This is a genomic window from Methylolobus aquaticus (genome assembly GCF_054172105.1).
Window position 1 is genome coordinate 50,938 of the sequence record NZ_JBSYXP010000006.1, and the last position, 16,280, is coordinate 67,217.

Annotated in this window: 8 protein-coding genes; 6 read left to right on the forward strand and 2 right to left on the reverse strand. The window is 61.0% G+C overall.

Annotated features, from left to right (window positions below; translation table 11 throughout):
* Position 1: 1 nt before the first annotated feature.
* A complete protein-coding gene (locus ACW73L_RS09380) occupies positions 2-2,638 on the reverse strand; it encodes a tetratricopeptide repeat-containing protein (protein WP_498921633.1) in 2,637 nt (878 codons plus the stop codon).
* Between the two features lie 227 nt (positions 2,639-2,865).
* Here ACW73L_RS09380 and ACW73L_RS09385 point away from each other — a divergent pair, with 227 nt between their 5' ends.
* Both ACW73L_RS09385 and ACW73L_RS09390 read left to right on the forward strand, forming a co-directional pair.
* On the forward strand, positions 2,866-4,428 hold the full coding sequence (locus ACW73L_RS09385) for a transglycosylase SLT domain-containing protein (protein ID WP_498921634.1): 1,563 nt from the start codon (positions 2,866-2,868) through the stop codon (positions 4,426-4,428).
* Positions 4,429-4,606: 178 nt separating this feature from the next.
* A complete protein-coding gene (locus ACW73L_RS09390) occupies positions 4,607-5,287 on the forward strand; it encodes a response regulator (protein WP_498921636.1) in 681 nt (226 codons plus the stop codon).
* A 182-nt stretch (positions 5,288-5,469) separates the two neighbouring features.
* Here the strand turns inward: ACW73L_RS09390 and ACW73L_RS09395 are convergent, their stop codons facing one another.
* Positions 5,470-6,885 carry a sensor histidine kinase gene (locus ACW73L_RS09395; RefSeq protein WP_498921638.1) on the reverse strand — a complete coding sequence of 472 codons (1,416 nt, stop codon included), beginning with the start codon at positions 6,883-6,885 and terminating at the stop codon, positions 5,470-5,472.
* Positions 6,886-7,612: 727 nt separating this feature from the next.
* On the opposite strand from ACW73L_RS09395, the gene ACW73L_RS09400 reads away from it, so the two are divergent.
* The 4 genes from ACW73L_RS09400 to ACW73L_RS09415 all read left to right on the forward strand — a co-directional run bounded on the left by ACW73L_RS09400 (position 7,613) and on the right by ACW73L_RS09415 (position 16,246).
* Positions 7,613-8,182 carry a sensor histidine kinase gene (locus ACW73L_RS09400; RefSeq protein WP_498921640.1) on the forward strand — a complete coding sequence of 190 codons (570 nt, stop codon included), beginning with the start codon at positions 7,613-7,615 and terminating at the stop codon, positions 8,180-8,182.
* Positions 8,183-8,268: 86 nt separating this feature from the next.
* Entirely contained in the window at positions 8,269-10,044 is a 1,776-nt protein-coding gene (locus tag ACW73L_RS09405; protein WP_498921641.1) for a multicopper oxidase family protein, read from the forward strand.
* A 35-nt stretch (positions 10,045-10,079) separates the two neighbouring features.
* On the forward strand, positions 10,080-10,706 hold the full coding sequence (locus ACW73L_RS09410) for an SCO family protein (protein WP_498921642.1): 627 nt from the start codon (positions 10,080-10,082) through the stop codon (positions 10,704-10,706).
* A 404-nt stretch (positions 10,707-11,110) separates the two neighbouring features.
* A complete protein-coding gene (locus tag ACW73L_RS09415) occupies positions 11,111-16,246 on the forward strand; it encodes a peroxidase family protein (protein WP_498921643.1) in 5,136 nt (1,711 codons plus the stop codon).
* Positions 16,247-16,280: the final 34 nt, after the last annotated feature.

Here is a 16,280-nt window from a genome sequence, read left to right on the forward strand (position 1 = left end):
TTCAGTCCAGCCCGAGCAGGCGCGACAGTCGACCGCGCGCCAGGAAGTGCGGAGCGACATAGCGCAGGTGGATCTTGGCCCATGCGTAACCCATGGTTGCCATCACGAGCTTGGTCAGAAAGCTCCGCGTTTCCGCCGTGGGGTTGAACCAGCGCAGCAGCGGAACATAGGCCGCGGCCAAACCGCCCGCGAGCAGCATTGCCAGCCCACCCCAGGTCAAAAGCGTGACATCCCAATTCACGGCCAGGAACACGATCAACAACAGGGCAGCAGCGCCCAGTCCGTACGTCAGGGCGCGATGGAATTCTGGGATGCTCTTCCAGACCTTCAGAAACAGAGAGGAACCGATGTCGAGCTGCAATTCCAGATCCGTCCTCGCAGCCGACGCACCTTCGGGCAATCCCAGTACCGGGATCAGCGGTGAGAAGGGCCAGTCCGTCAGGCTGGTGGCATCGAGATCATAGTCCCCCCAACTACCGGGGCGGCCATCCCGGAGGTGGCGCTGCTGCAGGACGTCCAGTTCCCGACGCGCCATCAGATAGCCGCTGGCCATCAACGAATAGGCCTCAACGTCGGAGAACGCGTCCAGATCGGTCCGCAATTCCGACAACTTCCGCTGCAAGGTCTTGTCGACGCCGTAGGACGTAAAGGGCTGCGGCGGGTCTGGCCGAAGGTCCCACGGCTCATCGCAGCCAATCCAGTCCAGCGGATGACTTTCCAGTTCCTTCTTCGCATGAATGAAGAATACCCCGCTCAACGCGCGACCCTCGAGCCTGCCGCGCAGATCCTGGTATTGCGTCTCGCGCACCCGATCCTGCAGCACGCCCGTTACCCTCAGCAGGACCTGCGCGGGATCATTGGCCGGGCGCGGCACGTCGGCCATTTGCCCCGAGGCGTCACTGCAAAGAATGAGCGTACAGCCCTCATCCAATAACCCGGCTACCCCCTGGTTGTCATGGACGCCGCCATCGACGAGCCTGACCGTTCTGTCTGGATAGAGGTCCTGCAGCACGAGCGGCTCGAACATTCCGGGCACGCATGAAGAGGCGGCAACAGCGTAGCCAACACGGAAATTGCGGAGTTCTTTGGTAGGCGCCTGGTGGTAGTAGAGGCGGCGGTAGCGTTCGTTGACGTCCACTTCGCCCCCGATCAGCCCAGGCGGCTCACCCATCCAGCTGCCGGTAAAGAACCAGTTGTGGCCCGAGTTAAGTGAGGTCGTGTTGATGAGCAGCATCGGCACCTTGCTGCGCCGGCGCCAGTTGTGGAAGCGGGGATTGAAGTCGGCGACTTGCGTCCCGTCGGGCGCTCGCGGCCGTACCAGGATTTGCGGCATGGAACGCGGCGCATCTCCCTTTGCATCCCGCACTTGTGAATACAGCTCAGATTCGTAGAGCTCTCCAAGCCGCATGCTACGGCTGTAGGCAGTCGACAGCAGCAGCCGGATGTTGCCCTTAAGGTCATCAAAAACCCTGACCCGGAGATTTCGCTGCACCCCCTTCAGGAAGTTTTCCTGAAGACGCCTTATCAGATCGATGTAATCCTGACGCGTCAGTTCACTGTCGGCCCGATCCTCGAGCAGGCGCTGAAGTTCCAGGTAGTAGTGCGTTCCGACAATACTGCCCCCGGATACCGTCGAAAGCACTTCCACGCCGCGCAGCGCATCCACCTCCGCGAGCCGGGCGAGAACTCCCAGATGAAACAGTGACGCCCGGAAACCGCCACCCGACAAAGCGAGCCCGACCTTGCCACGGTAACAGGTGAGTGCGGCGGCAGTATCGGGGCCGAGCAGGGCATGTAGCGCCTGCCACGCCGGGTGCCAGTTGTTGACATTACTGCCCTCGGGCGGGAACGCGATACCCTGATACCGCGCCAACATGACCAACTGGCGAAAGGTCGTCTGGAGTTTCCATTCGCTGGCACGACTGCCTTCGGCTTCGAAGCACTCCCGCAAACGGCGCAGCCAGGCTCCCGCCTCCGGGTACTCCCCGAGGCCGAAACAGACCTCCGCCAACGTCGCCAGGAACCAGTATTGTTCGGCCAGGCCGGGACTTTCTTCCAATGCCGCCACGAGGTCCGAGAGGATAGGCACGCGCAATGACTGAGCATCTTCCCGCAGCCTCAGGGCCTCGGCGCTCTCGCTAGAACCACTCCGCCGCGCAATGGTTTCCGCCTGGGCAGCGAGGAGATCCAACAGAAAAGCGGCATTGGTGCCACCGTAGCCCATGTCCTGAAGCGGATTCCGCTCGTAGGCGGCACGGTAGAAGGCGATGGCTTCCTGGAGGTGCTCGACTTGCCCACCAAACTCCCACAGACGTTTCAGCACGGAACCGCCCAGCGCAAGCGTCTCCGAGTCACGGTTCTCCGGGTCGCGCAGACCGATCTCCTTCAGCAATTCCAGCGCGCGGTCGAACCGGATCCGCGGCACCAGGGACTCATCCTTATAGGTGGCGATTGCCAATTGCTGCGTCAACCAGTGGTCCGAAGCGTCGCGCTCGCGCGCTCTCGCGAGCACTGCCCGGGCGATCCCGAAATGGAGTCCGCGCAACAGGTCAGCGATCAGTTCCTGAAAAGTTTCGCGTTCGGGCCATGGCACGGTTCCCGCGATCAGCCGCCGCGCGGTTTCGACAACGTCGTTCATGGTGCCCCCTATTGCGTAGTTATCTCACTGTCCGGGACAGGGCGGGCGGATCCCGCGCCTGGCGATTGCGGCTTCCGGCCGCGCGTCCACAATAGGTCACTTGAGCGGGTGCGTCCAGCCCGCGGAATGCGGGTGCAAGTCATTCTCCGGGAATGAAATTGGCTTGCCATAAGGCTTAACCTACGGCAGACTTAGCGCGGCGGACCTGATCGGAGGCTCATCCCCGAATGCGTAGAAGAATCAAAAAGACGGCTCGCATGTTCCAACGGACCTGGGTTGCGGCCACGGAATCTCGGACGAACGTCAAGAGCCTTATCACCTCACTGACCCTTCCCGCCCTCCTGGGCGCATGTGCCCACCAGGCACCCACCGGTCCAGCACAACCCAGCGTCGCCAGCACGCCCCGCAAGTTGATCTTTTACTCGCGTGCGGGCGAGGCCGCGACCGGCAATCCGGATGTCGGCGCTTTCGACGGTGGCAGTGGTTCAATCGGGGCGGGCGATCTCCCGCCATCCGATTACCTGATCATCGAAGAAATCATTTCGCGGCGGGCCAAGCTGGCCGAGCAGGAGAAGGCCGAGCGCGAGAAGGTGCAAACGGCCATGGAAGCAGCCGAACTGGCCCGCGCCCAAGGCCTCGACGACGTCAAGGGAAAGCGGCGAAGAGTCGACAAGAATCGCATCCTTGCCAAGGGCAAGTTGATCGAACGTCTTCGGATGCAGAAGGGCAGGGGCTACACGGAACCCTTGGAAATCGCCGATACCGGCCCCATCGCCGGCCCCAAACCCTGGACTGGCAAACCTGTTCGGACCATAGGCAAGGTAAGCCGGGAAGGGCTCTGGTCGCACATCCGGAGCAACCTGATCCTGACCTCGGTCGAGCATGATCGCGTTCAGTCTCAGATCGACGAATTCCGCAAGCACCCGGGACGCGTGACCTACCTGACCCGCAAAGCAGAGCCTTTTCTGAACCATATCGTCGGCGAAATCGGTCGCAAAGGGCTGCCGCTCGATCTGGTCATCGTGCCGATGGTGGAGAGTGGCTTTGAACCGACGGCCGTCTCGCCGAAGGCAGCCGCGGGACTCTGGCAGATCATTCCCAGCACCGGCGTCCAACATGGCCTGACCGTGTCCGAGGAATACGATGGGCGCTACGATGTCCACGCCTCGACAAGAGCAGCGCTCAGCTACTTCAAGCATCTGATCGGCTTGTTCAAGGGCGACTGGCTCATGGCCCTGGCAGCCTACAACTGCGGCGAGGGCGCTGTTCAGCGCGCGATCCTGGCCAACGCCAAAGCCGGCAAGGGCACGAGCTTCTGGGATTTGCACCTGCCCGCAGAAACTCAGGCTTACGTACCGAAGATCGTTGCGCTGGCCCGACTGATCGGGGACCCGGCCACCATCAGCACGCCGGCCCGCAAGCAGGCAAACACCACCGAGCTGGCTTCCGTTGAACTCGGCGCGCAGGTGCGACTGGCTGACGCCGTAGCTGCCTCAGGATTGCCACCCGAAGCGTTTTTCCACATGAACCCGGCTTTCAAACCCGACGTCGAGCCCCCCAAGCAGGCCTACACCATCCTGCTGCCAAGCGAAAACGCTCAGATGGTGGCCGCCCATGTATCCGGTGCGAAATTCGTCGGCACGAAGACCATCGTCGTGAAGAAGGGCGATACGCTAGCCCGTCTCGCAAAGAAGCACGGTGTGCCCCCGGTCAAACTGGCAGAGTGGAACGGATTGACAACCGATACCGCGCTGACTCCTGGTCAGGAATTGCTGGTGTTTCCCGTGTAGTTTTCGACAGGCTCGGCTTCTGGCTCCTCAATCCCTTGTTGCTCGACCGGGATGACCACCCGGCACGAAAGTCGCCGACGAGGCGAGTTTCGCTGTTTCATGTTCATGCCGGCTCCCAGCGAGCCCAGACCCGCAAGCCCCATAAACCTCGCCCGACCGTGACAAGAGGCGAGTTGCAATGGCTGATCAATCCTGCGGAGCCGAGGGGGAGAGGAACATGTCGATCACTGTGATCATCGCCGATGATCATGCCATCTTCAGGCAGGGTCTGGTGCCTTTGCTCGAGGGTGAGACCAGCATCGAGCTTGTCGCCCAGGCGGCGAATGGCGCAGATGCCTGGAAGCTGATCGAATCGCTGAAGCCAGACGTCGCCATACTCGACGTCAGCATGCCAGACATAACTGGACTCGATGTCGCACGTCGAGTCGAGGCGGCCAAGCTTGACACCCGCATCGTTCTCCTGACGATGCACGACGACCCCTCTGCCGCTCTCGAAGCCGAAGAGGCAGGTGTGGCAGGTTACGTGCTCAAGGAGAACTCTTTCGAAGATCTGTTGCTGGCGGTCAAGACCGTGGCCGCCGGAGGCACTTTCCTGACGAGTTCTCTCCGCGCCAAACTGCGGGCATTGGCGCGTACCGGTCATCCGGCAATGGCTCTCTCGCCGCGGGAGCGTGACGTTATCGGCATGATCGCGCAGGGCCACAGCAGCAAGGAAATTGCGCGGCGCATGGGGCTGAGCCCGAGAACTGTCGATACCTACCGCAATCGCCTGATGCGCAAGCTGGATCTGCACTGCCTGGCGGATGTCGTGCGCTACGCGATAATGGCCCGAATTCTCCCCGGAGATCAAGTCCGCTAAACGTGGGGCTGTCGGCCAGTCGGGCCGGGCGTGCGGTCTTTACCACAACCGACCAGTCTTCTCGGGGGCGGTGGTGCGTGTTGCGTTTGGCAAGCAGATCGAGAGCAAAGCACCCGGAACATTCCCCCCACGCTCGCGGTTTCTGTGAATGAAGCGTCAACGGCCGAGTGAGTGCGGTACGGTCAGGCCATCGTTCCCGTATCCACGGGAACGATGATCCTAAAGCGACTTCCATTCCCCAGCGAACTCATTACGACAAATTCCCCCCCAATCGACAAGACCCGTTCTCGAATACCAGGCAAGCCGAAACTTACTTGTAGGCCTCCCTCTCTCAGTACGACTGCTGGATCGAAGCCCGAGCCACGGTCGCTTACTTCAACCTTCAGTTTACGTCCCGTCGTTTGGCTCATGGCCACGCGGGCCGAGTCAACGCCAGCATGTTTCACGGTGTTGAACAACAGTTCGCGCACCGCGTCGAAAATGACGATCGCGTGTGAGTCAGGTATGGCGGGCCCTAGCTCCTGCATTTTCAAGTTAACCCGCAGGCGGTGCTTGTCGCGCATCCAGCAAGCCAACCACTCCAATCCGCCCTTGAGCCCGCTGACCATCAGCGCCGGAGGATAAAGTTCTTTACTGAGGGAACTAGAGATCTCCAAAGACCGCGTCAGGAGCTCGGCGACCTCCATCAACGAAGTCTGCATGGAAAGAGGCGCCACTGTCGCTGCGCGGGCTATACCGACTTTGGCGGCGGCGAGAACTTGTTGCAGATGATCGTGCAGCAGTCGAGAGATACGCTTGCGCTCACGCTCCTCCGCCAGTGCCAAGTCCTGGGCTAAACGACAGCAGGCGGCAGCGACCACTGTCAACTGCTCGTTTGCCTTCAAGAGTTCCGATTCGGCCGTAATGCGGTGGGCAGTCTCGGCCGACAGTGCTGTCGTGTGAGCCCGCAAGATCTCCGTCAATTGCGCATTGGCCGACCAAAGCGCCTTCTGCCGTTCAAGTAGCGCCTGTTCGTTGTGCTTTCGGGCCGTGACATCGGTCAGTGTTCCGACGAGGATGGATGCATGCCCCCCGCTGTCATGCTCAATGACCCTGCCGCGCGCCACGGTCCAGATCCAGTAACCCGATTTGTGCCTCATACGAAACTGAATCTCGAATCCGGTTCCCGTTGCGACGCTATGGCGTAGGCTTGCTTCGGCACCGCGAATATCGTCAGGATGCACACGCTCTCGCCAGGCAGCGTAAGAGGCCTGGAATTCATTGTATTCATACCCTATTAGGGCATAGTAGCGCTCGTCAAAGTACGCTCGGTCGGTGGCGATCTGCCATTCCCAGATCCCATCGCCAATCGCCCGCATCGCGGCCGCATACCGCGCTGTGTCAGACAGCGCCTCCACCTTTCCTAACAGATTCCCGGAGCGCGCCGCGACTCCGCTGGCACCGTCATGTTCTCCCCTCGCCAAATGGACCTCTAGCGAGCATTTCCCGCACTTGCCCGTGCGCGTCAGCAGCGACCTCTGCCTGTTGTCTGAGTGATGCCAGGCCTGGGAAAACAGGGGGGAAACCTCCTCCACATACGCTTTCGTTTGTAGCGGCATATTTTTTCCAACTGACATGTCGCGCGAGGATCTCGGCAGAGAAGTGCGATGCCGCGGATCCGCGCTCAACGGTGACAACAAAAACTCAGAGAAAACCCGATCCCCCAATGGGGTTCTCACGCGGAGTATGCAAACAGATGTAGAACGAGCCGACAATACGTAGAAACACGTAACGAGGTACCGCTGATCCGCGGACCGCACTCTGGCGGCAGGCCGGTAGCCGAGCCTCTGCGAACCGACCGTCTGACCCCGTCTGCTGCTCCCTTCACGACAGAAGAAACCGCGAGACCCCACCTCCCTGGAGTTACTCGTTCCTCTGGGGTAATGGTAGCCAACCGACCCGCCGTGTAGGCGAATTTGCGGACAACTCCGTGCGTCGACACCCCGACAACCCTCCTCTGGTCAGGTCCGTATCCTTTGCTCAGGAAAACGAGCATCTCAGGCGTATGGACCAAACGGGGAGGAGGGTAAAGCAATGGCGTCGAGATCCTATGGCAGCCGAGCTGCCGCGGCCGAGGACACACCGAGCCAGTCCCGCCGATATGCCTGCCCTCGGTTGCAGCAGGTTCGAAAACTTCGGGATGACGCAGAACGCGAGTCAGGGAGGCGCTGGGCCGGCATCCTCCATGAGGTTGCGGCGCAATCAATGCAGGCTGTGCAACTTGAACTTAAGCGTCTCAGGGCAGAGCAGGATCGCGCGTGGTCCCCAGACACGCTAATCGATGACATGCTCATCGAGGTTAACCATGCGATAAGGGCGCTGCGCGACGTAAGTGATGATCTGAGCCCACCATTCCTGGAGCGCCTGATGATTGTCGATGCCATCCGGGTCCACTGCGGGCTCATTGCTTCCCGCGGCGCGATCTGTCCGCGGGTAACGGCAGAGCAAGACCCGATCCGACTGGCGGATGACGTGAAGGTGCACTGCTTCCTTGCCGTGCGCCTCGCCCTCGACAACGCCCTAAGGCATGCTCGGGCCACACAGATCTACGTCGTCTTGGACACCCACCTGCGCGACTACCTGAGCTTGCGTGTCCTTGATGATGGCGTCGGGTTTGACATGGAGCATCGAATCCAGGGCGAACAAGGCCTCGGCTTGCGGATGATCAATGAACACGCCGAAACCGTAATGGGTTACGCGCAGGTTCATAGTCGCCCCGGTCTGGGTACGGTCGTCGAGATCGTCGTGCCCTTGGCCCACTCTCAAACCCCAGCCGAGCTGCCTTCCTGTGACAGCCAGGCGGCTTTGCAACCCCTCCGGGACAAGAGGAACCAGGCTTTGCCGAGTCAGCGGTAGACGTACTCTCAGATAAGTCATAAGAAAAACGGCATCCGTGGTCCGCACTACGGAGCTTATGGGTCTCGGAACGGAGGGAATGCAATATGCAGAATGAGCAAGTGCTCGACCCTGAGGTGGATGCTGCCCGTCGCGCGCTACTGAAATTGGCGGGCAGCGCGCCAGCCATCGGCCTGACTGCGATAACCCGGACCAGCGGCGCGCTGGTACCTGAACTGCCTCCCAGTCCACGGACCACGCCCTGGCTGGAGGAACTGCCCCAGGTCGTCCCGCTAGCTCTGAGCAAGGGCGAACTGGCACCCGCGCCAAGGGGAGTGTCGAACGGCGAAAACGGTGAGTGCGGTCGCGACAAACATCAACGCTGGGACGAGTTCTTCGGCCAACCCGAGTTGCCCCCCGGCACAGCCGATCTCTATGAGTTGCGGGCGAAAGAGGTCGCTGATTGGGTCTTCCACCCGGCTTACCCGCCTCAGCGGGTATGGGGATACGAAGGCAACACCACCCACGGTTACCAACTCAACCCGACGATCATCGCGCGTTATGGTCAACCGATAATATGCCGGCTGTTCAATGACCTGCCGCAGGATCACGTCGGCTTCGGAACGCCCGAGATCAGCATGCACCTGCATAACCTGCACGCGCCGTCGGAGAGTGACGGGTTTCCGGGCGACTATTTCAGTGCCTCGAAGGCCGGGCCCACCTTGTCCGCTCCCGGCCAGTTCTCTGATTACTTCTATCCCAACGTTTACGCCGGTCTCGATCAGTACGGTGGAATCGGCGATCCGCGCGAAGCGCTTGGTACGCTCTGGTACCACGACCATACGCTGGACTTCACCGCTAGTAACGCATCGCGCGGGCTGGCTGGATTTTACCTACTACATGATGAACTCGACTCGGGCGACGAGCAGGATCCCAATCCGGCGGCGCTGAAATTGCCTAGTCACCCCTATGACTATCCTCTTCTCTTTCAGGACAAGCGTTTCGATCTCTCTGGCACACATTATTTTGACGCAATGGACCCGGAGGGTACCTTCGGCGACAAGATCACGGTCAACGGCAAGATCGAACCCGTCCTTCGCGTCGCGCGCCGACGCTATCGCCTGCGCTTGTTGAATGCCGGGCCGACGCGGTTCTATGAGTTCTACCTAGTCACCGCAAGTGATGCCGTTCAGTCCTTTAGCCATATCGCCAATGACGGAAACCTGTTGCCGGCGCCGCTGGCGCGGGATCGGGTGCGGATCGCGCCGGCGGAACGCGCTGATCTGGTGGTCAATTTCGCGAATTATCCCCGGGGCACCGTGCTCTACCTCGTCAATCGACTGCGACAGGAATCGACTCGCGGACCCAAGGACGTTCGCAAGCCCGGAGCGCGCGTGCTGAAGATAGTCGTGGATCGCGATCCGCCTTCCGCGGATCTGAGCCGTGTGCCGTCGGCACTCCGCCCGCTGCCGGTACTGAACGCCGAGGAGATCGCCGCGGCACCGGTACGGCGCTGGGAGTTTGCGCGTAAGGGAGGGCTTTGGACCGTCAACGACGGGCTCGTCAACGTCAAGTCGGCGCGCGCCACAGTGCGCCGCGGCACGGCCGAGATCTGGGAACTCGTGAATCCCTCCGGAGGCTGGTCCCATCCAATACACGTTCATTTCGAGGAGGGGCGCATTCTGGGCAAGACCGTGAGGGGCGTGCCGGCACCGGTGCCGCTGCATGAGCAGGGACGCAAAGACGTCTTTGTGTTGGGTCCTTATACCACCTTGCGGGTTTTTCTGCGCTTCCGCGACTTTGTCGGCAAGTACGTGATGCATTGCCACAACCTGCCACACGAGGATCACGCAATGATGGTCCGCTGGGACATCAAGGACTGACGGAGCGCCCGATTACACAAGAGCGGAGATCTGCCATGAACACACGTAGAAACTTGTTGGTCGGAATCACCGGCGCCGCATTGGCGGGCTATGCCTTGACCGCCAGGCGGTCGCTCCGCACGCCGACCACCTCAGCGTTGGCCACGCCGGCACGCGCTCAGGGTCTCCCGAACACCCTGGTGCAGACTCACGATGGCCGAACTGTTCGCTTTTACGACGACCTCATTCGCGGCAAGATCGTGGTCATCAACATGATGTACGCCCGGTGCGAGAACACGTGTCCGCTCGGCACGCGGAACCTATTGCGGCTACAACAACTGCTGGGCGAACGGGTAGGGCGTGACGTCTTCATGTACTCGATCACATTGAAGCCCGACGAGGACGATCAAACCGTACTCAAGAAATATGCTGAAAGGCATCGTGTCCAGCACGGCTGGAACTTTCTTACCGGCGGCGTGGAAGCTATCCGCGATCTGCGTTACCGCCTCGGCTTCGTTGATCCAGACCCCTTACTCGATGATGACAGCAACACCCATACCGCAGTCCTTCGGATCGGGAATGATGCGTATCAGCGTTGGACGATGGCAGCCGTTATGGCCGAGCCCGATCAGATCCTGGCGACCGTCAACCACGTCGATCGCACAATCATTTACACCGGCTGATACCTCGAGACACGCCCTTAGTGACAGGCATATCAGCTTCATCGCGCTTCCCCAGCACCGAATGGATCCAACGTCACTATTGGATTTGCGGTTTCCACACAGCAGATATTGGACAAGCTGGCTGCAGACCTTGGTTTCACTTATTTGCATGACCCGCCTTCCGCTATCGGCTCGAGATAGTAGGAGATAAAGCAGCGCGTGCGGGCTCCGTCATTTACCGGCCAAAAACCCTACTTATCGAATGTAGGTGAATTAGCGGACACGGTTGTCGGTGCACGCTCCGACAAGCACGCGCCCTGCGAGGGCTTACCCTTGGCTACCCGCTCGCTACGAGCGCATTCATCCGATCCAATCGCCAACAGGGGGCTGCCGCCATGAATTTTGTTCCAAACCATGTCTCGCGCATGAAACGTTCCGCAATGGCGGTATCCCGGGTGTTATCTTCCTCGGCATTGATGGGAACGGGCCTGGTTTCACTCCCCGCGCCGCAGGTCCAGGCGGCGCCCGCGTTGGGTTTCACCATCAACAACTCCGATCTCCGCTTTATCCTAACCCAGATTCAGATCGCCGAAGGTCATGTGGCCGCTCCCGGTTACCCCTGTTCGGCCCTGCGCGACCAGATTCCCTCACCACTGCTGCCTTATGGCTTGCGTACGGTGGATGGTCGCTGCAACAACCTGATCGAAGGTCAGGAAGAGTTCGGTGCCGCAGACCGCGTATTCCCCCGTTTGGCTCCTCCATCCTTTCGTCTGGCCGAGGAGGACACCAGCTACTCGCAGAAATTCGGCTTGGTCAAGGACTCCGTTCCGCGCCTCGTCAGTAATCTGATCGTCGACCAGACGGACACTAATCCAGCCGCCGTGGCGGCTGCGGGGGAAGGCGCAGCAGAGGATCTATTCGGAACCCTTTTCATCCCGAACCGAGCACCCGACGAGGGTCTGTCAGCGCCCTACAACTCGACCTTTACGCTGTTCGGGCAGTTTTTCGACCATGGCCTGGACCTCGTCACCAAGGGCGGCGGCACCGTTTTCATGCCGCTGCGTCCAGATGATCCGCTGTACATCGAAGGCAGTCCGACCAACTTCATGGTTCTTACGCGGGCCACGAATCTCCCGGGACCAGACAATACCCTGGGAACCGCCGATGACATTCAGGAGGCAACGAACACCACCACCCCGTTCGTCGATCAGAATCAAACCTATACCTCACACCCGTCGCACCAGGTTTTTCTGCGCGCGTATCTGCTCGACGAGAGCAACCGGCCGATTCCCACGGGCAAACTGCTAGACGGCCAGATTGCCGGCAATATCGCGAACTGGAGTGACGTCAAGGCGCAGGCGGCCCACCTACTCGGCATACAGCTGACAGACGCCGACATTTCGAACGTTCCGCTGCTGGCGACCGACCCGTACGGCCACTTCGTCCCGGGACCCAACGGGTTTCCCCAAGTAGTGTTCCCCGGGAATGTATTACAAGAGGGCGACCCGGCTGCCCCGATTTCCGTTGTGGGCGCGGTCCGAACCGGACATGCCTTCCTCGACGACATTGCGCATAACGCCGTACCCCGTTCGGGCTTGACGCCTGACTTGGACGAGGAGGTCAACCCTCCCGGCCCCCTGGCCGATCCCGGCACGTATGACGATGAGTTGTTGAACGCCCATTTCCTGACCGGGGACGGTCGGGGCAACGAGAACATCGGATTGACGGCCATCCATACCGTGTTCCATGCCGAACATAACCGTTTGGCTGTCTACCTGCACGATTTGATCAACGCCCTCCCGGCAGCCCAGAAGGACCAATGGATGGCCTCGAATCCTGTTTCGGGGTGGGAATACGGCGAGCGTCTGTTTCAGGCGGCGCGTTTCGTCACCGAAATGCAGTACCAGCATCTGGTATTCGAGGAGTTTGCGCGCAAGGTGCAGCCACAGGTCAATGTGTTTGCCAGCTACCACACCGACATCGATCCGGCGATCTCGGCCGAGTTTGCGCACACCGTGTACCGCTTCGGTCACTCCATGCTCACGGAGGTCGTGGCCCGTACACCGGCGAGCGGCGCAGCCTTTGATATCCCGCTGCTGGACGCCTTCCTGAATCCCCTGGCCTTCAACCAGGGCCCCTCCGGCACCCTGAATGCCCGACTGGCAGCGGGGAGCATCTTCCGCGGCATGACCGACCAGGTGGGCAACGAGTTGGACGAGTTCGTCACCGAAGCCCTGCGTAACCGCTTGTTGGGTCTCCCGCTGGATCTGGCCACCATCAATCTGGCGAGGGGGCGCAGCGAGGGCATTCCGCGTCTGCAGGCGGCGCGCACGGCGTTCTTCAACGCGACTGGCAATGCGGCGCTGGCTCCCTACCAGAACTGGGCCGACTTCGGACTTGGGCTGCGTCACCCCGAGTCCCTGGTCAATTTCATCGCAGCCTATGGGACGCATCCGACCATCACCGGTACCCAGGCCCAGCGCCGGGCCGCGGCGGCGGTTCTGCTCGATCCCGCGTCCTCGTTGACCCCGCCCGAGGACAACCTGGAGTTCATCACAGGCACCGGCGACTATTGGGGAGAACACCCCACCGGATTAGGGGACGTGGACTTCTGGATCGGTGGCCTGGCAGAAGCACAGTCGCCGTTTGGCGGCCTACTGGGCTCGACTTTCAACTACGTCTTCGAGACACAACTGGAAAAACTTCAGGACGGGGATCGCTTTTACTACCTGTCCCGCACCGCAGGGCTGAACCTTCTGGTCCAACTGGAGGGTAACTCCTTCGCCGAGATTGTCATGCGCAACACGGACGCAAACGCACTGCCAGCCGACGCATTCTCGCGGGCTGACTTCCGCTTCAATGTGGAGGTTCTCGGAAGCAGTGGGGCGATAGTCGATGACCCGAGCACCCCTACGATCAACGAGGCCACGCGGTTGACCCGCATGGCCGACGGGACCATCCGCTTCGCCGGTGCCGAGCATGTGGTCTGGAATGGCACCACTGCCGCGGACTGGCTCCGGTCCGGGCTGGGTGATGACACCCTGCGGGGCAACGAAGGTGACGACCGTCTGGAAGGCGGGGCAGGTAACGACCAACTGATCGGCGGCGATGGCGATGATATTCTGACCGACAGCTTCGGCGATGACGTGCTGAAGGGGGGCGACGGGAATGACGCGCTCTTCTCCGGACCCGGGTTCGACCTCAATCAAGGCGGGCTGGGGAATGACTACATCGTCGGCGGTTCCGATCCGACTGAAACCTTCGGCGGGCCTGGAAACGACGTGATCTTTGCCGGGGACTCCAGCGACACCGTGTTCGGCGACGACGGTGACGACTGGATCGAAGGCGGCGGGCAGTCGGATCTGCTGCAGGGCGATAACGGCGCACCGTTCCAGGACGATCCTAACGAACCAGGGAACGACGTGATCATTGGGAACGGTGGCGACGACGACTACGACGCCGAGGGCGGCGACGACATCATGGTCACCGGCCCGGGCATCGAACGCAACGAGGGCATGCTCGGTTTCGACTGGGTCACCCACAAGAACGACCCGGCAGCCGCAAACGCGGACATGTCACTGTCCGCGTTGTTGCCGCCAAATGTCGACGCCCTGCGCGATCGGTATGACCTGGTCGAAGCCTTGTCCGGCTGGCGCTTCAACGACAACCTCAGGGGCGACAGCCGCGATGCCGTCGCGATGGTTGGGCATGAACTCACCGAGGAGGGGATCGCGCGCATCGCAGGACTGGCTGACCTCCTGCCGGCAGGGTCGACGTCCTTTACTGGGGGCAACATCCTCCTCGGCGGCGCCGGGAGCGACCGTATCGAAGGCCGCGGCGGGAACGACTTGATCGACGGCGATGCATGGCTCAACGTTCAACTCGCCGCCGCCTATGCACCGGACGATGTCCGACTGTTCGACAGCATGAATCCGCTGCGCACCGATGTGCAGACGGGAGTGCTGAACCCCGGGTTTCTCGAGATCCGGCGCGTGATAGTGCCCGGCGCGCCAGGAGCCGACATCGACACAGCCGTCTTCTCCGGCCCCCAACAGGACTATGACATGAGCGTCACGGAGGGTGTGGTAACCGTGATTCATGCGCGGGGCACCGGACTCGACGGTACCGACACGCTGCGCCACATCGAGCGCCTGGCATTCTGCAACGCGATCGACGCGAACGGCGATTGCCCTCCCGGTCAGGAAACCTTCTTGAGCACGGACGCGGTCGGAGCCAACACGCCGGCGACAGGCACGATCAACATCAGCGATGTTTCGCCTGAAGAAAATCAGTTGCTAACCGCCACACCCGCCTTCACGGACGGTCAAGGCGTCAACACCGCCTCCATTGTCCTGACGTGGGAGGCCTTTAATGGTTCTGCCTGGACTGCGGTCGGAACTGGCCCGAGCTTCACACCGGGAGATGCCTTGGTGGGACAGACACTGCGTGTCGTTGCCAACTTCACCGACAATGCCGGGCACGCGGAAAGCATAACCTCCGCTCCGACCGATGCGCTTGCCAATGTGAATAGCCTGCCCGTTGGCATTCCGACGCTTGATGCAGCCGGAAACGAGCCGCAAACGCAGACTCCGGTCACCGCGAACATCGATGCAATTACGGATGAAGACGGTCTGACTGGAGCGAGCTTCAGTTTCCGCTGGCAACAAAGCTCTGGGGGGCTCTTCACCGACATCCCAGGTGCAACCGGCCTCACATTCATTCCGGGACCAGCGGAGGTGGGCAAGCGCGTCCGAATCGCCGTTTCGTTCATTGACGACCGCGGCACACTGGAAACCGTTTTCTCGGCGTCCTCGGGTGTCGTCGGGAATGTGCTGACCGGCACTGCCGCAGCGGATTTCCTCAACGGCACGGGAGGCAGGGACAAGATCTCACCACTCGCCGGCAACGACACGGTCAACGCCAATGGCGGCGATGATCTGATTCTGATCGGTCTCAACAGCGGGTACGATGCTGTGAACGGCGGGGCTGGTACGGATCGGATTGAAGCACTCGCATCGAATACCTTCATTGGGTTGAGTTCGCTCACCGGGGTCGAACAGATCAGCGGGAACGGCTTCTCGAATGTCGTCATTCGCGGCACGGGTGACGCCAATGTTCTGAACTTCTCTAACGTTACGCTGACCGAGATTGTGCGCATCAATGGTGGCGCTGGCGATGACACACTCACGGGATCCGCTCAGGCGGACGTCATCGATGGAGGTGCCGGCGCCGATAACCTGATCGGAGGCGGAGGTGATGACATACTCATTGGCGGCGTGGGCCCGGATACCATGAATGGCGGCGACGGACTCGACACGTTCCGCTTTGCCTCTGGTTTCGGTGCCGACGTGATCAACGGCTTCGACGCAAACCCCGCAGGTGGACAGGACCTGTTGGACATCAGACAACTCGGCGTGTCTGCGGGGACTTTCGCCAGCCGAGTCGTCATCACTGGGGTGGGGGCCGACACCGTGGTTACGATCAGCAGCGGTGGAACGATCAGATTGGTCGCAAGACCCGCTGCCAATATCGGTCCCAGTGACTTCATCGTGAATCCCTGATCCGACTCTGGGGATCAGGACAGAATCGAGAGTC